General features: G+C 67.3%; 18 protein-coding genes and 1 other RNA gene. 11 read left to right on the top strand and 8 right to left on the bottom strand.

The annotated features are described in order from the left end of the window. Nucleotides 1-10: 10 nt before the first annotated feature. Nucleotides 11-442: a peptide-methionine (R)-S-oxide reductase MsrB gene (gene msrB, locus J0I42_RS04105; RefSeq protein ID WP_291653163.1), complete on the bottom strand. Its 432-nt coding sequence runs from the start codon at nucleotides 440-442 to the stop codon at nucleotides 11-13. A 239-nt stretch (nucleotides 443-681) separates the two neighbouring features. Here msrB and J0I42_RS04100 point away from each other — a divergent pair, with 239 nt between their 5' ends. The 3 genes from J0I42_RS04100 to J0I42_RS04090 all read left to right on the top strand — a co-directional run bounded on the left by J0I42_RS04100 (nucleotide 682) and on the right by J0I42_RS04090 (nucleotide 3,468). After that, nucleotides 682-1,905 carry a BtaA family protein gene (locus tag J0I42_RS04100; RefSeq protein WP_291653049.1) on the top strand — a complete coding sequence of 408 codons (1,224 nt, stop codon included), beginning with the start codon at nucleotides 682-684 and terminating at the stop codon, nucleotides 1,903-1,905. A gap of 38 nt (nucleotides 1,906-1,943) precedes the next feature. Next, the gene (locus tag J0I42_RS04095; RefSeq protein WP_291653161.1) at nucleotides 1,944-2,579 is read left to right on the top strand and encodes a class I SAM-dependent methyltransferase; all 636 of its coding nucleotides are present in this window, start codon (nucleotides 1,944-1,946) and stop codon (nucleotides 2,577-2,579) included. Nucleotides 2,580-2,658: 79 nt separating this feature from the next. Next, nucleotides 2,659-3,468, top strand: a complete 810-nt coding sequence (locus tag J0I42_RS04090) for a potassium channel family protein (protein ID WP_465247636.1) — start codon at nucleotides 2,659-2,661, stop codon at nucleotides 3,466-3,468. 12 nt (nucleotides 3,469-3,480) lie between these two features. On the opposite strand, the gene J0I42_RS04085 is transcribed toward J0I42_RS04090, so the two are convergent. Then, nucleotides 3,481-4,053: a thioesterase family protein gene (locus J0I42_RS04085; RefSeq protein ID WP_465247635.1), complete on the bottom strand. Its 573-nt coding sequence runs from the start codon at nucleotides 4,051-4,053 to the stop codon at nucleotides 3,481-3,483. 202 nt (nucleotides 4,054-4,255) lie between these two features. On the opposite strand from J0I42_RS04085, the gene J0I42_RS04080 reads away from it, so the two are divergent. After that, entirely contained in the window at nucleotides 4,256-5,695 is a 1,440-nt protein-coding gene (locus J0I42_RS04080) for an FAD-binding oxidoreductase (RefSeq protein WP_291653047.1), read from the top strand. Nucleotides 5,696-5,910: 215 nt separating this feature from the next. Beyond that, nucleotides 5,911-9,519 carry an AsmA family protein gene (locus J0I42_RS04075; protein ID WP_291653045.1) on the top strand — a complete coding sequence of 1,203 codons (3,609 nt, stop codon included), beginning with the start codon at nucleotides 5,911-5,913 and terminating at the stop codon, nucleotides 9,517-9,519. Nucleotides 9,520-9,637: 118 nt separating this feature from the next. On the opposite strand, the gene J0I42_RS04070 is transcribed toward J0I42_RS04075, so the two are convergent. The 6 genes from J0I42_RS04070 to J0I42_RS04045 all read right to left on the bottom strand — a co-directional run bounded on the left by J0I42_RS04070 (nucleotide 9,638) and on the right by J0I42_RS04045 (nucleotide 12,787). After that, a complete protein-coding gene (locus tag J0I42_RS04070) occupies nucleotides 9,638-9,862 on the bottom strand; it encodes a ribbon-helix-helix domain-containing protein (RefSeq protein ID WP_291653043.1) in 225 nt (74 codons plus the stop codon). After that, nucleotides 9,859-10,053, bottom strand: coding sequence for a DUF4169 family protein (locus J0I42_RS04065; protein WP_291653041.1), 195 nt, complete (start codon nucleotides 10,051-10,053; stop codon nucleotides 9,859-9,861). The genes J0I42_RS04070 and J0I42_RS04065 overlap by 4 nt, the downstream gene beginning before the upstream one ends. A 14-nt stretch (nucleotides 10,054-10,067) precedes the next feature. Continuing rightward, nucleotides 10,068-11,462, bottom strand: coding sequence for a class II fumarate hydratase (gene fumC / locus J0I42_RS04060; protein WP_291653039.1), 1,395 nt, complete (start codon nucleotides 11,460-11,462; stop codon nucleotides 10,068-10,070). Between the two features lie 11 nt (nucleotides 11,463-11,473). Next, nucleotides 11,474-12,046 carry an SspB family protein gene (locus J0I42_RS04055; protein WP_291653037.1) on the bottom strand — a complete coding sequence of 191 codons (573 nt, stop codon included), beginning with the start codon at nucleotides 12,044-12,046 and terminating at the stop codon, nucleotides 11,474-11,476. Between the two features lie 60 nt (nucleotides 12,047-12,106). Beyond that, nucleotides 12,107-12,485, bottom strand: a transfer-messenger RNA (tmRNA) gene (gene ssrA, locus J0I42_RS04050). A gap of 38 nt (nucleotides 12,486-12,523) precedes the next feature. Then, nucleotides 12,524-12,787 carry a hypothetical protein gene (locus J0I42_RS04045; protein ID WP_291653035.1) on the bottom strand — a complete coding sequence of 88 codons (264 nt, stop codon included), beginning with the start codon at nucleotides 12,785-12,787 and terminating at the stop codon, nucleotides 12,524-12,526. A 228-nt stretch (nucleotides 12,788-13,015) separates the two neighbouring features. Between J0I42_RS04045 and J0I42_RS04040 the strand changes: the two genes are divergently transcribed. The 6 genes from J0I42_RS04040 to J0I42_RS04015 all read left to right on the top strand — a co-directional run bounded on the left by J0I42_RS04040 (nucleotide 13,016) and on the right by J0I42_RS04015 (nucleotide 17,265). Next, complete coding sequence (locus J0I42_RS04040; protein WP_291653033.1) at nucleotides 13,016-13,810, top strand: thymidylate synthase; 795 nt, start codon at nucleotides 13,016-13,018, stop codon at nucleotides 13,808-13,810. Then, nucleotides 13,807-14,289: a GNAT family N-acetyltransferase gene (locus J0I42_RS04035; protein WP_291653031.1), complete on the top strand. Its 483-nt coding sequence runs from the start codon at nucleotides 13,807-13,809 to the stop codon at nucleotides 14,287-14,289. Before J0I42_RS04040 ends, J0I42_RS04035 begins: the two co-directional genes overlap by 4 nt. A gap of 3 nt (nucleotides 14,290-14,292) precedes the next feature. Further along, a complete protein-coding gene (locus J0I42_RS04030) occupies nucleotides 14,293-14,808 on the top strand; it encodes a dihydrofolate reductase (RefSeq protein ID WP_291653029.1) in 516 nt (171 codons plus the stop codon). 154 nt (nucleotides 14,809-14,962) lie between these two features. Next, the gene (hflK, locus tag J0I42_RS04025; RefSeq protein WP_291653027.1) at nucleotides 14,963-16,123 is read left to right on the top strand and encodes an FtsH protease activity modulator HflK; all 1,161 of its coding nucleotides are present in this window, start codon (nucleotides 14,963-14,965) and stop codon (nucleotides 16,121-16,123) included. Next, nucleotides 16,120-17,055, top strand: coding sequence for a protease modulator HflC (gene hflC / locus J0I42_RS04020; RefSeq protein WP_291653026.1), 936 nt, complete (start codon nucleotides 16,120-16,122; stop codon nucleotides 17,053-17,055). Before hflK ends, hflC begins: the two co-directional genes overlap by 4 nt. 18 nt (nucleotides 17,056-17,073) lie before the next feature. Then, nucleotides 17,074-17,265, top strand: coding sequence for a DUF2065 domain-containing protein (locus tag J0I42_RS04015; RefSeq protein WP_291653024.1), 192 nt, complete (start codon nucleotides 17,074-17,076; stop codon nucleotides 17,263-17,265). The last annotated feature ends 158 nt before the right edge of the window (nucleotides 17,266-17,423 follow it).

The raw sequence follows: 17,423 nt of genomic DNA, 5'->3' as shown, positions 1-17,423 counted from the left end.
GAAGTGATAATCAGGCCGCTTCCGGCTCGAAATCCATCGCCACGCCGTTGATGCAGTAGCGCAGGCCGGTGGGTGGCGGGCCGTCCGGGAAGACGTGGCCGAGATGGCCGCCGCAATTCGCGCAATGCACCTCGACGCGGACCATGCCGAACTTACGATCCTCGCTGGTCTCGACCGCGCCTTCCAGCGGCTGGTCGAAGCTCGGCCAGCCGGTGCCGCTCTCGAATTTCTTGCCCGACCGGAACAGCTTCTGGCCGCAGCCGGCGCAGGAGAAGGTACCGGCGCGCTTCTCGTAGTTCAGAGCGCAGGAGCCGGCCCGCTCCGTGCCGTGCCCGCGCAGGACCTGATATTGCTCCGGCGTCAGCCGCGCGCGCCACTCAGCGTCCGAGAGTCGGAAAGGGAAGCTCTCGTCCTGTTCCTTCGGCTCGCCGAACATGCTCATCAGACCCATTGCGATCTCCTTGTCAGCGGGAGGCGCCTCATTGGCTCTCTTAGCCTCAATATGGCGTTTCCCGCGTCTGATTTCAGCCCCGCGCCGGTTAGCTTTTTCACGAAGCCGTGGGCACTCCCCTGGCATCGTCACCGGACCGTCACGCGACTCCTCTAGCAGCCCGGCCACCCGCAAAGGGAGGAAAACCTGTGACGCAACAGGCGACGCAAACGGCGCGCGCGGCCCGCCGCATGACGAGCTCGGGCCTGGGACAGGCCGTCCGGCGCAGCAAGACGCTCTCCAAGGCCGGCATGCTGGAATGGCTGTTCGCGCGCGCCTTCTCGGGGCTGGTCTATCCGCAGATCTGGGAGGACCCGGTCGTCGACATGGCGGCGCTTCAGCTCAAGGCCGGCGATCATGTCGTCGCGATCGCGTCGGGCTCCTGCAACATCCTGTCCTATCTGACGGCGGCGCCGATCCGAGTCAGCGCCGTCGACCTCAACGCCACTCATATCGCGCTCGGGCGGCTCAAGCTCGCGGCGCTGGCGCGGATGGAGAAGCAGGAAGATTTCCTGCGCTTCTTCGGGCGAGCCAATGAGAGCGCCAATGTCACGCTCTACGACCGCGAGATCGCCGATCATCTCGACGCCGTCTCGCGGGGCTACTGGGAGGGGCGGGGGCTGAACGGGCGCCGCCGGATCAATCTCTTCGCTCGAGGCTTCCATCGCTACGGCCTGCTCGGGCGCTTCATCGGCACTGGGCATCTGCTGGCGCGATTGCTCGGCGGCAATCCCAAGGCGATGCTGGCGGCGCGCGACTTGGCCGAGCAGCGGGCGCTCTACGACAGGCATCTCGCGCCGGTCTTCGAGCGCAGGCTGGTGCGCTGGCTGGTGCGCCAGCCAGCCTCGCTCTACGGTCTCGGCATTCCGCCGGCGCAATACAAGGCGCTGGCCGCCGATGGCGAGGACGGCATTCTGGGCGCGCTGAAGCTCCGGCTCGAGCGCCTCGCCTGCGATTTCGACCTCAGGGACAATTATTTCGCCCAGCAGGCTTTCGGCCGGCGCTATGGCGAGGGGCCGGACGCGGCCTTCCCGCCCTATCTCCAACCGCAGCATTTCGCGGCGGTGAAGGAGCGTGCTTCGGGCGTCTCGTATCGCCAGAGCGCGGTCACGGCCTGCTTGGAAGAGCAGCCGGCGGAGAGCTGCGATGCCTATGTGCTGCTCGACGCGCAGGACTGGATGAACGACGCCGATCTCACGGCGCTGTGGTCGCAGATCACGCGGACGGCCCGGCCGGGTGCGCGGGTGATCTTCCGCACCGCCGCCGATGAGCGCCTGCTGCCGGGCCGTATCCCGGCTGCGATCCTCGGCCAGTGGCATTACGAGGAGGCGAAGAGCCGCGATCTCTGCCGGCAGGATCGCTCGGCGATCTATGGCGGCTTCCATCTCTATGTGCTCCAGGAGCCCGCCCGGTGAGCGCCGCAGAGGCGCCGGCCGGCTCGGCCGCCGGGCTGATGGACCGGATCTACCGGCACCAGCGCCATTTCTACGATGCCAGCCGGAAGTTCTACCTGCTCGGCCGCGACCAGCTCATCGACGGCTTGCAGCCGCCGAAAGGCGGAAGCGTGCTGGAGATCGGCTGCGGCACCGGGCGCAACCTGATCCGGATCGCACGGCGCCATCCGGATTGCGCCTGTTACGGGCTCGACGTTTCCAGCGCGATGCTGGCGACGGCGCAAGGTTCGGTTTCAAAGGCCGGGCTTGAGGGGCGGATCAGGCTCGCGCAGGCGGATGCCACCGGCTTCGATCCGCAGGCGCTGTTTGGCCGCGCCGGTTTCGACCGGATCGTGATCTCCTATGCGCTGTCGATGATCCCGCCCTGGCAGGGCGTCGTCGTCGAGGCTCTGCGGCGTCTCGCTCCGGGCGGTTCGCTGCATATCGTCGATTTCGGCGATCAGGCGGGTTTGCCGGCGCCGTTCAAGGTGGCGCTGCTGCGCTGGCTCGCGCTGTTCCATGTCACGCCGCGCGAGGATCTGGCCGAGGTCGTGCAGGCCATGGCGGAAGCGGCCGGGGCCGATTGCCGGACCGGCGTGGCCTATCGCGGTTATGCGGTCCATGCGGTGGCGACGCGGCAACGGGACGCGGCATAGCGGTGCGCGGGTCTTTTGTTCTTGCATCGGCTTTGCCCGAAAACCGCGTCGCACTTTTCGGGGCGATGCTTTAACGCCTATGCTGGCGGCGATGGATGCCGCCGACGCCCCGCCCGATCAGAGCCGCTTCGAAGCCCTGCGGAGCCGTTTGCGCCAGCTTTATCACGGCCGCTCGCCGGCAGCGCTGCGCTTCCAGGCGGTGACGACGGTCGTCGATCTCCTGATCATCGCCTTCTTCATCCTGACGCCGCTGCTCCGGGAGAACGCGGCCTTCCTCTGGATCGACTATTCCGTCGCGGTGATCATGGTGACGGAGATCGCTGCGCGTCTGCTCGCTTCGACCAACATGCTCCGGCTGCTGCGCCAGCCGACCCTGCTGCTCGATCTTTTCATCCTGCTGACGCTGCTTGCGCCGCAATGGCTGGAGAATTTCGGCTTCCTGCGCATCCTCAGGCTGTGGTCACTCTCGCATAAGGGCATCGTCTGGGCGCAGTTCCGCGAGACCCGCTTCCGCCAATGGGAGAACGTGGTCCGGGCGCTGAGCAATATCGCGACCTTTCTCTTCGTGGTGACCGGCTTCGTCTACACCTTCTTCTTCCGGCAGGAAGGCGGGCTGGAGAGCTATGTCCAGGCGCTCTATTTCACGGTGGCGACCGTGACCACGACCGGCTTCGGCGACGTGACCCTGCCGGGTGTCGCCGGCAAGCTGACCTCGATCGTGGTGATGATCGTCGGGATCACGCTGTTCGTGCGCCTGGCGCAGGCGCTGTTTCGGCCGAACAAGGTGCTGTTCCCCTGTCCCGAATGCGCCTTGCAGCGGCATGAGCCGGACGCGGTCTACTGCAAGGCGTGCGGGCACAAGCTCAAGATCCCCGACGACGATCCCTGAGATGATCGTCGTTCAGTGCCGGGTTTCGGTCGCCGTCTCGGTCTCGCGCTCGTCGGTGGTCTCATCGACCCGGATCGCCGATTTCCTGGGCATGCCGATGATGCGGCCGATCGTGGCCGGCAGCGGCATCATGCTGTGGGCTGCTTTCATCAGGGCGATGTTGGCGAGGATGTCGGCCGGGAAGGGCGTGACCTTGCGGTGGACCATGTCGACATGCAGCGACAGGTTTTCGCTGGTCGCCGCGAGCCAGCCCTCGTTGGCGTGCCGCATCTCCAGGTAATAATGCAGGCGCTTGTCGTCGAAGGCGATGAGCTGCGCGGTGATGCGGACGAGGTCCCCCTCGGTCAGTTCCCGCTTGTAGAGGACATGGCACTCGGCCGCGAAGGTTGAGGCGTGGCGCGTCTCGGCATAGTCGCGGCTGAGGCCGACCAGCGAGAAGACCTCGTCGACCGCACGGTCGAACAGCACATGATAATAGGCCATGTTGAGATGGCCATTATAGTCGATCCATTGAGGCTCGACCCGCATCGCCGAGGAGACGAAGGGCGCGAAGAACAGCGCCGGGGCGCGGGTATCGTGTTGCACCTTCGCCTCCCTGACAGGCGCCTGGTTCAAGGGACGGCCGCAATATTGCCGCTGCCCATCTCATGGTCGCTTGATCTAGTATGCATCGCTCGCAAGCGGCGTCAGCATCATGGTCCGGCCAGTATGGCAGGACCATGTCGAAGCGTAACCAATTGCGAAACCGATCTGTTCCAAATCTAAGCGCCAGAACCGGATGTTGACAATGAGCCTGCCTGCCGCCGCTCCTCATGACAGCCCTGTCCCGGCCGCAGTGCTGCCGCCCTCGCCGGAGGCGATCGCGGCGGTGACTCAAGGCTTGGCCGCAAGCTTCGGCAACCGGCTGGTCACCAGCCTCGCCGTGCGCCAGCAGCACGGCCATACACTGACCTGGATCCCGAACCAGCCGCCGGATGCGGTGGTGTTCCCGCAGAGCACGGCGGAAGTCTCGCAGATCGTGAAGCTTTGCGCCGCCCATGGCGTGCCCGTCATCGCTTTCGGCACTGGTACTTCGCTGGAGGGCCATGTGAATGCGGTCTTCGGCGGCGTCTGCATCGACATGTCGCAGATGAAGCGGATCATCGCGGTCCATGCCGAGGATCTCGATGTGGTGGTCGAGGCGGGCGTTACCCGCAAGGAGCTCAACGAGCATCTGCGCGACCAGGGCCTGATGTTTCCGATCGATCCCGGCGCCGATGCCTCGCTCGGCGGCATGGCGGCGACGCGCGCCTCGGGTACCAATGCCGTCCGCTATGGGACGATGAAAGACAACGTTCTGGCGCTGACCGCGGTGATGGCCGACGGCTCCATCGTCAGGACCTCGACGCGCGCCCGCAAGACCTCCGCCGGCTACGATCTCACCCGCCTGCTCGTCGGTTCGGAAGGCACGCTCGGCATCATCACCGAGGTGACGCTGAAGCTGCACGGCATCCCGGAGGCGATCGCCGCCGGCGTCTGCCCGTTCCCCTCGGTGAAGGCGGCCTGCGACGCGACGATCCTGACAATCCAGACCGGCCTGCCGGTTGCGCGCATCGAACTGCTCGACGACGTGATGATCCGCGGCGTCAACCTGCACGCCAAGCTCGGCTTAGCAGAGACGACAATGCTCTTCGTCGAGTTCCACGGCACGGAAGCCGGCGTGAAGGAGCAGTCCGAGCGCTTCGGCGAGATCGCGGCGGAGTTCGGCGGCGGCCCGTTCGAATGGGCGACCAAGGCCGAGGATCGATCCAAGCTGTGGCAGGCGCGCCATGACGCCTATTGGGCGGCCAAGGCCCTGCGTCCCGGCTTCGACTCGGTCGCCACCGATGTCTGCGTGCCGATCTCGCGGCTGGCGGAATGCGTCGAGGAGACCAAGCGCGATATCGAGGCCTCCGGCCTGATCGCGCCGATCGCCGGCCATGTCGGCGACGGCAATTTCCACACGCAGCCCCTGGTCGATCTTGCCGACACGGCCGAGGTCGAGCGGGCTCAAGGCTTCATTGACCGGCTGGTGAAGCGGGCGCTCGCAATGGGCGGCACCTGCACCGGCGAGCACGGCGTCGGCCAGAAGAAGATGAAATATCTCGAGCAGGAGCATGGGGCCGAGGCGCTCGCGGTGATGCGCACGCTGAAGCGTGCGCTCGACCCGCGCAACATCCTCAATCCCGGCAAAATCGTCGTCCTGTGACCTCGTTGCGGCTTGCGCCTTTGGCTTGCTTCGCCGAAATGTCGTGATCTCGCCGCGACTTGCGGGCAGGATGGGATATTCCGGCGCTGGCCGTCCCTGCGACGAAACGGGGCCTTCATTCCGGCAGTCCGGAATGGCGGCGTGGTTCGGTCGCGGGGACGGCAGGCTGAAATGCAACGCCGTTCCACCATGGCGACAGGGGCATACAGCGGAATTTGCGTGAGAGTCTGACAGTTCTGGCCGGTCTGCTGGTGCTGGCGCTGCTGGCGGCCCTGATCGGCCCCGGCTTCGTCGACTGGCGCAGCTACCGCCCGCAGATCGAAGCCCGATTGAGCGAGGCGCTCGGCGTGGAGGCGCGGGTCGGCGGCGGTATCGGCCTGCGCCTGCTGCCGTCGCCGCGCATCGCGCTCGACGATGTGCGGATCGGGCCGGGCGACGGAACGACCAGTTCCGCCAGCGCCGAACATGCGACTGTGGAGCTGGCTCTGGCGGCACTGGCGCGGGGTGAGTTCCGCTTCTCGGAAGCGCGGCTGGACGGCGCGGCGATCTCACTCCTGCAGGACGAGGCCGGCACGATCCGCCTGCCCGAGCGGAGCGGCACGGGCATTCCGGCCGGGGCGAGACTCGACCGCCTGACGATCAGCCGCTCGACACTGATCTGGCGCGAGGCAGGCAAGCCCGGCGTCATGCTCTCGCCGATCGCCGCCGAGATGTCGGCGGTGAGCTTCGCCGGCCCCTGGCGCTTCGAAGGCGAGGTCGCGGGCGCTTCACTGCGCGTCACGACCGGCGAGATGGAGGCTGACGGAAGGCTGCGGACCAAGGCCTATCTCACCGGCGAGGATCTGCAGCTAGGCTTCGACGGGGCACTGCTTTTCCCGAAGGGCGCCGAGGGGTTCGGAGCCGAACTCGATGGGACCTTCAATCTCTCGCCGGGCGGTGCCGTCGCGCTGACCGGGCGTGTCAAGGGCGGCAGCCGGCAGCTCGATCTCTCCGGGCTCACGCTCGATCTCGCGGGCGGCGCGGCGCGGCTGGAAGGCGAGGGACAGTATCTCCCCGGCACGGGCAAGGGTTCGCTGGCGCTCCGCGCACGCCGGCTCGATGCCGATGCGCTGACGACGGCACTGGCCGAAAGGCAGGGTTTCGAGCGCGCCTTGCAGGGGCTGCCGGGCGCCTTCGATGTCAGCCTCGATCTCGACCAACTGATCTGGCGCGGCGAGGATTTCTCGACGCTCGCCCTGCGCGGGCATCTGCATGACGGGGGGCTGAGCGAAGCCTCCGCCTCCGTGCGTGTGGCCGGCGCGCTGCTGGGTGCGAGCGGTAATCTCAATGCCGAAGGCGTTTCGGGCCGGCTCAACCTCAAGGCCGAGGATGCGCGGCGCGTCGGGCTGGTGCTGTCGCGGGCGGGGCTCGATCCGGCGCTGGCCGATTTCATCGCGCGGCTCGGGCGGATCGATGCCGATATCATCGGCGCCTGGACGGGTACTGGAGGCCGATTCCAGCGCCTGCTGGTCGCGGGGTCGTCGGGTCTGCGCCTCGATGCCTCCGGCGAAATCGCGCCGAACCGCATCGCCGCGAAGGCAGCGGTGAACGGGCTCTCGCTCGATACGCTTCCTCCCGGCAACAGCCTGTCCGGCCTGCTCCGGCAGCGCGACGTGGCGCTGGATCTGGCGCTCACCAACCTGCGCTTCCGCAACGCACCACCGGGTTCGGCCAATCTCGACCTCCGGCGCGAGGGCGATATCTGGCGCCTGAGCCGGCTTTCGGTCGATGGCTTCGGCGGCGTCGCCGTCACAGGAGCCGGTGCGCTTCTGGCGGAGGGGGGTGAAATTTCCGGGCGGGTCCGGGCGCCGCGCTTCGAGACGCTGACGGCATTGGCCGGGCCTGTCCTGCCGGAAGCGGCAGTCCAGGCATTCCAGCGCGCCGGCGAAGGGCTCGCGCGGCTCGACACCGGCTTTCGGCTGACACGTGCCGCGTCGGGCGAGACCAGCCTGTCGGCAGAGGGTACGGCAGTGGCGGGCCGGCTCAAGCTCGACGGAAGGCTCGACCGTGCCGGCAACTGGAGCCGGGCGGCACTGGGGTTCGAACTCAACGACCGGCGGCAGGCCTTCGCCGCCCTGGGCTTGCCCTTGCCGCAGCAGGGCGGGGCGGGGCGGTTCAATCTCGATCTGGCCCGCGGGAAGGTCACCGGCTCCCTTGCCGGGCAGGGGCTGTCGATCGTCGTGGAGGATGGCGGGCAGGGACCTCGCCTGACCTTGCAGGCGGACGGGCCGGGGCAGATCCTCGCCGAAGGGCCGGCGCGCCTGCTGCCGGACGGCGTGATCGACGCGTCCGCGCGGCTCGCCATCGCCGAGGAGGCGATCCGCCTCGACGAGATCACGGCCCATCTCGACGGCATGGCGGTGAACGGTTCGCTGCTGCTGCCGCGCGAGGGACGCGCCTCCGGACGTATCGCGGTTCCGGCCGCCGATATTCGCTCGTTGATGGTGGCGGCGTTGGGGCAGGTGGCGGCGACGCCGAATGCGCTCTGGTCGACCGGACGCTTCGGGCGTGTGTCGGGATTTCCTGATTTCGATATTGCCGTGGAGGCCGGGACGCTTGCCGCCTTCGATGGCGGGACGATCCGCAATGCCGGCTTCATGCTGCGCTCGGACGAGGACGGACTCAGGATCGAGGATATCCGCGGCAGCTATGGCGGCGGGCAGGTGGCCGGGCGGCTTGGTCTGCGACGCGATGGTGGGTTGGCCCAGCTCAACGGGCGGCTCAGCCTGATGGCGGTCGATCTCGGCGAATTCACCAAGGGGGCCGTCGGCGGCAAGGCTTCGGGGCAGGTCGAGTTCGGTGGATCGGGCGAGACGCCGGCGCGGCTGGTGGCGGGCTTGAGCGGGGCAGGCAGCCTCGCGCTGAGCGCTACGCGCCTCTCCCGGTTCGATCCGAAGGCTTATGAGCGGATCATCGCAGGAACCGGCGAGGATGCGTCCGAGAGCGATGCGTCGCGGCTGCAGGATCGGCTCAGCGAGGCGCTGGACAAGGATGCCTGGGCGCTCGGCGACGTCACGCTGCCCTTCACGCTCGCTGGCGGCCTGATCCGGCTCCAGCCCTTCGCCTTCGAGCGCAACGGCCTGCGCGCCGAGGCGAGCGGCATCCTCGACCTGCGCGCGCTGACCGCCGATCTCAGGCTCGGCCTGAGGCCGCTCGGCGCCCTGCCGAAGGGCTGGCCGGGCGATGCACCGCAGATCGGCATTGCCTGGCGCGGCCCGCTCTCGAACCTGCGGCGCGAGAGCGATGTCAGCGCGCTCTCGAACACGGTGGCGGCGCGGGCTCTGGCGCGCGAGATCGAGCGGGTCGAGGCCTTCGAGGCCGATGCGCGCGAGCGGGCGATGCATGCGCGGCGCCTGCGGGCCGAACGCGAGATGCGCGAGAACGAGCGTAAGCTCGGTGAGTTCCTGAAGGCGCAGGAAGAAGCCCGCATCGCCGAGGAGAAGCGCCAGGAAGAGGCGCGGCGCATCGAGGAGCAGCGCCGGCAGGCCGAGGAAAAGCGTGCCGAGGACTTGCGGCGTGCCGAGCAGGCCCGGGCCGAGCTGGAAGCGCGACGCCGGGCGGAAGCCGAAGAACGCGCTCGCGCGGCCGCCGAACGGGCGGCCGCGCAACCGACTGCTCCGCCAGCTCAGCCCCAACCGCAGCCGGGCCCGCTCGTGCTGCCGGGGGCACCGCGCAGCAGTTTGCCGGAAGGGGCGGTGCAGTCGCCGACAGGGGGCGTCTCGCCATTGCCGCCGCCGATGCAGATCCAGCCTCTGCCACAGCCGCGCAGCGCTCCCGCGCGTTGAGGGTTTGATTCAACGGCTTCGCAACTTGATTCCGGATCTTACGCCAAGCGGCTGAAACGGAATGGGGTTTTTCGGTGGTGCGCTGGGCTGTCGATGGCCGGCAGTCATCCGCGCCGCCTCAGGCGCTGCCAGCCAATTTCCGATAATGCGCCAGTGCATGGAGCCGCAGGGCTGAAGAGAGATTCAGCTCTCCCCTGTCGGAATCGACTTCGGCGACGAGGGCGGCGATCGGGCGGTCTTCGTCGGCCGCAATCTCCTTCAGCGCCTCCCAGAAGGGCGCCTCCAGCGAGATGCTGGTGCGATGGCCGGCGATGCTGAGCGAGCGCTTGCGCTCGGGCTTCATGCCGGCTCCGGTTCGTCTCGGCCGAGCTTGTGCCCGTCGATATGGCGGGCTGCCTTGTCGCGCTCGGCCTCGGTCAGCCTGCGCTCGGCCTTGGTGCGGCCGAAGGAGATGCGGTTCTGCTCGGCCGTTTTCTGAGCTTCGGCCCGCGCCTTCTGCTTGCGCGCCTGACGGAGATTGATGATCTCGGCCACCGGCGAGCCCTCCGTCAGTGCGGGCCGAGCATCAGCTCGGGCCTGACCGTCTTGTCGAAGAGCTCTGCATCGACGCCGGCCTTGAGCGCTTCCTCGCGCAACGTCGTGCCGTTGTGATGGGCGGCCTTGGCGATGCTGGCGGCCTTGTCGTAGCCGATTGCCGGGGCCAATGCCGTCACCAGCATCAGCGAGCGCGAGAGCAGGTCCTTGAGCTGCGCCTCGTTGGCTTCGATTCCTTCGACGCAGTTGACGCGGAAGCTCTCGGCAGCGTCGGCGAGGAGCCGCACCGATTGCAGGAAGGCGGCGGCGATCACCGGCTTGAAGACGTTGAGCTCGAAATGGCCTTGGCTAGCGGCGAAACCGATCGTCGCCTGGTTGCCGTGCACCTGGGTCGCGACCATGGTCAGCGCTTCCGCCTGGGTCGGATTGACCTTGCCCGGCATGATCGAGGAGCCCGGTTCGTTCTCGGGCAGGCTGATTTCACCCAGCCCCGAGCGCGGGCCGGAGCCCATCAGCCGGATGTCGTTGGCGATCTTGAACAGGTCGGAGGCCAGCGCCGCCAGCGCGCCATGGGCGGCGGCGAGCGCACCATGGCTCGCCAGCGCCTCGAATTTATTGTCGGCGCTGCGGAAGGGCAGTCCCGTCAGGGTCGCGATCTCCCTGGCGAAGAAGGCGGCGAAATCGGGATGGGTGTTGAGACCCGTGCCGACGGCGGTGCCGCCCTGCGCCAGCGCATAGAGCCCGCCGAGAGCCGCCTCGATCCGGCCGATGCCGAGATGAAGCTGCATCGCATAGCCGGAGAATTCCTGACCGAGCGTGACCGGGGTCGCGTCCTGCAGATGGGTGCGGCCGATCTTGACGAGGTGCCTGAAAGCCTCAGCCTTGGCGTTCAGCGCCTTTTCGAGGCTGCGCAGCGCGGGCAGCAGCCGGCGGGTGATCTCAAGCGCGGCGGCGATATGCATCGCGGTCGGGAAGGAATCGTTCGACGACTGGCCGCGATTGACGTGGTCGTTGGGATGGACCGGGCTCTTGGCGCCGAGTTCCGCGCCGAGCAGTTCATTGGCGCGGTTGGCCAGGACCTCGTTGGCGTTCATGTTCGACTGGGTGCCGGAACCCGTCTGCCAGATCACCAGCGGGAAATGCCCGTCGAACTTGCCGGCGAGCGCTTCGTCCGCCGCATGGGCGATGGCGCCGGCGACGCGCTGGTCGAGCAGGCCGAGCCTGGCGTTGACATGGGCTGCGGCCTTCTTGACGAGCACCAGCGCATGGACGAGCGGCAGCGGCATGCGCTCGCTTTCGCCGCCGATGCGGAAATTCTCGAGAGAACGCTGGGTCTGCGCGCCCCAGTAGCGATCCGCCGGCACCGCGATCGGGCCGAAGGAATCGGTTTCTGTGCGCGTCTCGGTCATCGCGGCCGCCGTCAGGGCTTCTTGCGGAAGGAATCGAGGCTGACCACCTCGGCGCTGCCCCGGTTGTCATCGTCCTCGGCGGAGGGTTCCGATTTCGCGGATGCGGGGGCGGGCTCGCTGGCGGGTGCCTTGCCTTTCGTAGCCGGAATGGCAGCCGGCACGATCCTGGCCGGCGCGGGCGGTGCCTCGGCGGGCTCCGCTTCCTGCGCGACGGTGTCGTCGGCCAGGTCCTGCGCCTCGAATTTCAGGCCGAACTGGACGGAAGGGTCGAAGAAGGTCGAGATCGCGTCGAAGGGCACCAGCAGCCGTTCCGGCACCCCGGAGAAGGACAGACCGACCTCGAAGGAGTGTTCGCCGACGTTGAGGTCCCAGAACTGATGCTGCAGGACGATGGTCATCTCGTCGGGGTGCTTCTCGCGCAGGCGCTGCGACAGGCGCACGCCCGGCGCGCCGGTGCGGAAGGTCACGTAGAAATGGTGCTCGCCCGGCAGCCCGTCGCGCGCGGCCTCCGTCAGGATCTTGCGGACCACGCCCTTCAGCGCGTCCTGCACCATGAGATCGTAACGAAGAACATCCTTGGACATCGAGTCGTGGTTTCCGCTTGCAGGTCCGGCGGGAACAGCCGGCAGGCCGTCAGAAAAAGAAGTGGAGGCTTCTGTTGCCAGGCGCCTCCGAGCCCCGCCTTACGCGGCTAAGCGCAAGGGCTTTGGTTTGGGAACCAGCACCGCTTACGCGGCGACAGCAACCCGAGCATTGTTGTCGTTGGCAACTATGCTTTGGCCCGATAACGGCGGAACCATGCCGAGCAAAAGGATAACCTTTACACCCTCGTCGATCCTGTTTCGCCCCCGCCAAAGCCCTGCAGGTTCACCGCGAGGCCGCCTGCCGGAGCAGGGCTTTGGTGGAGGCGCCGGGTACTGCCCCCGGGTCCGAAAGGCTTATTTCGAGATCCGTTTATCGCCATAGCCGTTCTTGCGAGCGGCACCGGCGAATATAGGGAAGCCTGCGGCGTTGGGAAAGGGTTCTCGCGCTTTTTCGCGAAAGATCACGGGATAGCGCCCTCAGTTGAGAATGCGCCCGTTTCTGATGTCGATATCGAGGTTCATCTCGTCGTCCTCGGCGGTGCGTCCTGCCACCTCCCAACGATCGTCGAGGCGGACGATTTCCTCGACATGGACGAGGCCGGCGCTCCAGGCGATGTCGCGGGCCTGCTGCTCCGAGATCGTCGCATCCGCGAAAGTTTCCTCGCCATGCGCCGACAAGGCGATCAGGGCGTTGAGAGCGAGGGCCGCCAGCAGGCGGCCGGGCGCGTTCAGGGTCGGCATATCGACTGTTCCCATGAATCAAACGCGATGAATCAGTTGTGCGATGAGTGGCGCGGATTGGGGCGGGTTTGCGGAGAGGCCGTCTCACGGTTCGTCGCGTTTGCGTGAGGCGGCAAGGCTACCGCCACAGGCTGGCAGGATCTGCCTGAAAGGCTGGGGATGCCTGCCGGCCGGGCGGGCCAAGCGGGTTGCGAGCCGCTATAGTCGCGCGCCTTCCAGAGAGTCGCCATGCGCCAGTATCACGACCTGCTCCAACGCGTCCTGACCGAGGGCGTCCGCAAGGACGACCGCACCGGCACCGGCACGCTCGCCGTCTTCGGCCATCAGATGCGCTTCGACCTGTCGGAAGGGTTTCCGCTGGTCACGACCAAGAAGCTGCATCTGAAATCGATCATCCACGAGCTGATCTGGTTCCTGCGTGGAGATACCAATGTGCGCTACCTCCAGGAGAACGGCGTCACGATCTGGGACGAATGGGCCGATGCGAATGGCGATCTCGGCCCGGTCTATGGCCGGCAATGGCGCTCCTGGGCCGCGCCCGACGGGCAGGTGATCGACCAGATCGCCTGGCTGGTGAGCGAGATCCGGCGCAACCCGGATTCGCGCCGCCTGATCGTCTCCGCCTGGAACCCGGCCGACATCCCCAAGATGGCGCTGGCGCCCTGCCATTGCCTGTTCCAGTTCTTCGTCGCCAACGGCAAGCTCTCCTGCCAGCTCTACCAGCGCTCGGCAGACGTCTTCCTCGGCGTGCCCTTCAACATCGCGAGCTATGCGCTGCTGACCCATATGGTGGCGCAGGTGACGGGCCTCGGCGTCGGTGATTTCGTGCATTCCTTCGGCGATACTCACCTCTATGTGAACCATCTCGATCAGACCCGGCTGCAGCTCTCGCGCGAGCCGCGCGCACTGCCGAAACTCACGCTCAATCCGGCGGTGACGCGGCTGGAGGATTTCCAGTTCGAGGATGTGACGATCTCCGATTACGATCCGCATCCCGGCATCAAGGCTCCGATCGCAGTATGACCCTCTCCATCCGCTCCGCGCGTCCCGGCGAGGCCGGGCTCGTGCTCGGCTTCATCCGCGAACTTGCAGAATACGAGAAGCTGCTGCACGAGGTCGTCGCGACCGAGGCCGATATCGCGGAAGCCCTGTTCGGGGAGAATCCGAAGGCGTTCTGCGACATCGCCGAGTGGGAGGGCGAGCCGGTCGGCTTCGCCGTGTGGTTCTATACCTACTCGACCTTCTCGGGCCGGCACGGCATCTGGCTGGAGGACCTGTTCGTGCGGCCGGATCAGCGCGGGCGCGGCATCGGCAAGGCGCTGATCGCGGGACTGGCGCGGCGCTGTGTCGCGGAGAAACTGCCGCGCCTCGCCTGGTGGGTGCTGAACTGGAACGAGCCCTCGCGCGTTTTCTATCGGGCTCTCGGCGCCAAGGCACAGGACGAGTGGACCGTGAAGCGGCTGGAGGGCGAGGCGCTGGTGCGACTGGGCGCGGAGGGCTGAACCATGGAAAAGCGCCCGATCGTTGTGATCGCGGCCGTCGCCGACAATGGAGTGATCGGCGACGACAACCGGCTGATCTGGCGCCTGAAGACAGATCTCAAGCGCTTCCGCAGCCTGACCCTGGGGCGGCCGGTGCTGATGGGGCGCAAGACCTTCCTCTCGATCGGCAAGCCCCTGCCGGGGCGCGAAATCATTGTCCTGACCCGCGATCCCGGCTTTGCCGCGGATGGCGTGAGCATCGCCCATTCGCTCGACGAGGGGCTGGAGACCGGGCAGCGGCTGGCTGCGGCGAGCGGGGCGGATTCGGTCGTAATCGCCGGCGGTGCCGAGATCTATCGGCAGGCCCTGCCGCTGGCGGACCGGCTGGAGCTGACGGTCGTGCATGCCAAGCCATCGGGCGATGCGCTCTTTCCCGACTGGGAGCGCGATGCCTTCGAGGCCGGCATGAACGACCACCACCCCGCCGATGCCGAGAACGAGCACCCCTATACCTTCGTCACCTGGCATCGGCGCGGCTGATCGCGGCTTTCCATTCACGATGAATGGCTTGCGCCGTTGACGAATCCATGGCCCATGACCAAGTCAGCCAGGCACCTTCGCCCGAAGGCGCTGACAAACGGCCGTCATTTGCTTATGGCTTGGCCTCGACAGAACGAAAGGGAACGGCTCGCGAATGCCTTGGAGCAATCAGAGCGGCGGTGGCAGCGGCGGGGGTGGACCCTGGGGCCAGCGCGGAGGTAGTGGCGGCGGCGGTCCCTGGGGCGGCGGTTCAGGCGGTGGGGGCAACGGCAACCCGCCCGACCTCGAGGAGATGCTGCGGCGCGGCCAGGACCGACTCAAGAATCTGGTTCCTGGCGGCAATATCGGCGGACGCGGCCTCATTCTCGGGGGGCTGCTCCTGATCCTGATCTGGCTCGGCTCCGGCATCTATTTCGTGCGGCCCAACGAGGTCGGCCTCAACGTCGTGTTTGGCCGCTTCGCCGGCAAGACGGGCGAGGGGCCGAACTGGAACTGGCCCTATCCGATCGGCAACGTGATCAAGCCGCAGGTGACGAACGTCGTCACCACCGAGGTCGGGTTCCGGACGGTCGAATCGGTCAGGGCGTCGCGCCAGACCGACGTCATCGAAGAGAGCCTGATGCTCACCGGCGACGAGAACATCGTCGACATCGACTTCATCGTGCAGTGGCAGATCGACCCGGCCGCGCCCGAGAACTACGTCTTCAACATCCAGGATCCGCCGGGTACGGTGAAGGCCGTAGCCGAGAGCGCGATGCGCGAGATCATCGGCCGCCGCAATATCCAGCCGGTGCTGACGACCGATCGCGGAGCGATCGAGACCGAAGTGCGCCAGCTCATGCAGGACACGCTCAACGGCTATAATGCGGGCGTGCGCATCAGCCTCGTCCAGCTCCAGAAGGTCGATCCGCCGCAGCAGGTCATCGACGCCTTCCGCGACGTCCAGGCGGCGCGCGCCGACCAGGAGCGCCTGCGCAACGAGGCGCAGACCTATGCCAACCGCGTCGTGCCTGAGGCCCGCGGCCGTGCCGCGCAGCTGACCCAGGCGGCCGAAGCCTTCAAGGAGCAGACCGTCGCCGAGGCACGCGGTCAGGCGAGCCGCTTCAACGCGGTCTACGAGCAATACAAGAACGCTCCGGGCGTGACGCGCGAGCGTCTGTTCCTGGAGACGATGGAACGCGTGATGGGCGGGACGGACAAGATCATCCTCGACTCGACCGGCAACGGGCAGGGCGTCGTGCCTTACCTGCCGCTCGACCAGCTCCAGCAACGGCGCCCGGCTCCGGGCCAGCAGCAGGGAGGAGCTCTGCGATGAACTCCCCCGTGTTGCGCGGCGTGCTCTTCTTCATCGTCGTCGTCGTCGCCATCGTGCTCTATGCCTCGACCTTCGTGGTCTCGCAGACGCAGTCGGCGCTCGTCCTGCGCCTCGGCGCGATCCGCAGCGTCGTCACGGCGCCGGGGCTCTACTTCAAGCTCCCGGCCCCCTTCGAGCAGGTGACCCTGCTCGACAACCGCATCCTCGATCTCGATCTGCCGGCCCAGGAAATCATCGCCTCGGACCAGAAGCGCCTCGTCGTCGATGCCTTCACCCGCTACCGGATCTCCGATCCGCTGCGCTTCTACCAGGCGGTCAACAACATCCCGCGGGCGAACTCGCAGCTCGCCTCGATCGTGAACGGCAATGTCCGCTCCGTGCTGGCGGAAGCGAGCTTCACGGCGATGGTGCGCACCGAGCGCACACGGCTGATGAACCGCATCCGCGACGACGTGAACCGGGAAGCCGCCCGTTTCGGGATGTCGGTCGTCGACGTCCGGCTGCGGCGCGTCGACCTGCCGGCGGCGAACTCGGCGGCGGTGTTCCAGCGCATGCAGACGGAACGTCAGCGCGAGGCGGCGGAAGCACGCGCGCTCGGCGGCCAGCAGGCACAGGAAATCCGTGCCCGGGCCGACAGGGACTCGACCGTGATCGTGGCGGAGGCGCAGCAGCACTCCGACGAGATCCGCGGCGCGGGCGAGGCGGAGCGCAACAAGGTCTTCGCCGAAGCCTTCGGCAAGGATCCCGAGTTCTTCGCCTTCTACCGCTCGATGCAGGCCTATGAGGCCAGCATCAAATCGGCGGATACGCGGATGGTGCTGACGCCGGATTCGCCGTTCTTCCGCTTCTTCAACGGCCCGAACGCGCAGCGTCAGGACGGCCAGGCGAGCGCTCCGGCGACGCCTGCCCAGCCTGCGCCGGCCCGGCCCTGATCATGGCGGGCGACGCGGATGCTTGATTTCGTCGCGGCGCTCGGCCTGGTCTTCGCTATCGAGGGCATTCTCTTCGCCGCGATCCCGCATCTGGCGAAGGATGCCCTGCGCAGCGCGGCGGAAACTCCGCCGGACCGGATGCGGCTCATCGGCATCGGTTCGGCGGTGCTGGGCGTGATCCTGGTCTGGGTCGCGCGCGGCGTCTGGTAGACATCGGCGCAGTAGACATGGGGGCAGGCACATGATCGTGTTCGATGACATGATCGTGCGTCGCCCTTCCGCCGCATTTCGGAGTTCAATCATCGGGCGCGTCCGCTTGCCTCGCGGCACCGGGCGCGCGCGCCTGCATCGACCGGCCCGCATTCTTC

The organism is Allobosea sp. (assembly GCF_017308015.1).
Taxonomy (GTDB): Bacteria; Pseudomonadota; Alphaproteobacteria; order Rhizobiales; family Beijerinckiaceae; genus Allobosea.
The sequence above is the reverse complement of the archived record's forward strand: the minus strand, read 5'-3'. Positions and strand labels throughout refer to the sequence as shown.

Bases quoted from the DNA above. Each gene is read 5' to 3' on its own strand.
- J0I42_RS04070 (WP_291653043.1), bottom strand. From the start codon at position 9,862: ATGAAGCCCGAGCGCAAGCGCTCGCTCAGCATCGCCGGCCATCGCACC.
- fumC (WP_291653039.1), bottom strand. From the start codon at position 11,462: ATGACCGAGACGCGCACAGAAACCGATTCCTTCGGCCCGATCGCGGTG.
- J0I42_RS04055 (WP_291653037.1), bottom strand. From the start codon at position 12,046: ATGTCCAAGGATGTTCTTCGTTACGATCTCATGGTGCAGGACGCGCTG.
- hflK (WP_291653027.1), top strand. From the start codon at position 14,963: ATGCCTTGGAGCAATCAGAGCGGCGGTGGCAGCGGCGGGGGTGGACCC.
- J0I42_RS04095 (WP_291653161.1), top strand. From the start codon at position 1,944: ATGGACCGGATCTACCGGCACCAGCGCCATTTCTACGATGCCAGCCGG.
- J0I42_RS04080 (WP_291653047.1), top strand. From the start codon at position 4,256: ATGAGCCTGCCTGCCGCCGCTCCTCATGACAGCCCTGTCCCGGCCGCA.
- J0I42_RS04040 (WP_291653033.1), top strand. From the start codon at position 13,016: ATGCGCCAGTATCACGACCTGCTCCAACGCGTCCTGACCGAGGGCGTC.
- J0I42_RS04100 (WP_291653049.1), top strand. From the start codon at position 682: ATGACGAGCTCGGGCCTGGGACAGGCCGTCCGGCGCAGCAAGACGCTC.
- J0I42_RS04015 (WP_291653024.1), top strand. From the start codon at position 17,074: ATGCTTGATTTCGTCGCGGCGCTCGGCCTGGTCTTCGCTATCGAGGGC.
- msrB (WP_291653163.1), bottom strand. From the start codon at position 442: ATGAGCATGTTCGGCGAGCCGAAGGAACAGGACGAGAGCTTCCCTTTC.
- J0I42_RS04090 (WP_465247636.1), top strand. From the start codon at position 2,659: ATGCTGGCGGCGATGGATGCCGCCGACGCCCCGCCCGATCAGAGCCGC.
- J0I42_RS04045 (WP_291653035.1), bottom strand. From the start codon at position 12,787: ATGCCGACCCTGAACGCGCCCGGCCGCCTGCTGGCGGCCCTCGCTCTC.
- hflC (WP_291653026.1), top strand. From the start codon at position 16,120: ATGAACTCCCCCGTGTTGCGCGGCGTGCTCTTCTTCATCGTCGTCGTC.
- J0I42_RS04030 (WP_291653029.1), top strand. From the start codon at position 14,293: ATGGAAAAGCGCCCGATCGTTGTGATCGCGGCCGTCGCCGACAATGGA.
- J0I42_RS04035 (WP_291653031.1), top strand. From the start codon at position 13,807: ATGACCCTCTCCATCCGCTCCGCGCGTCCCGGCGAGGCCGGGCTCGTG.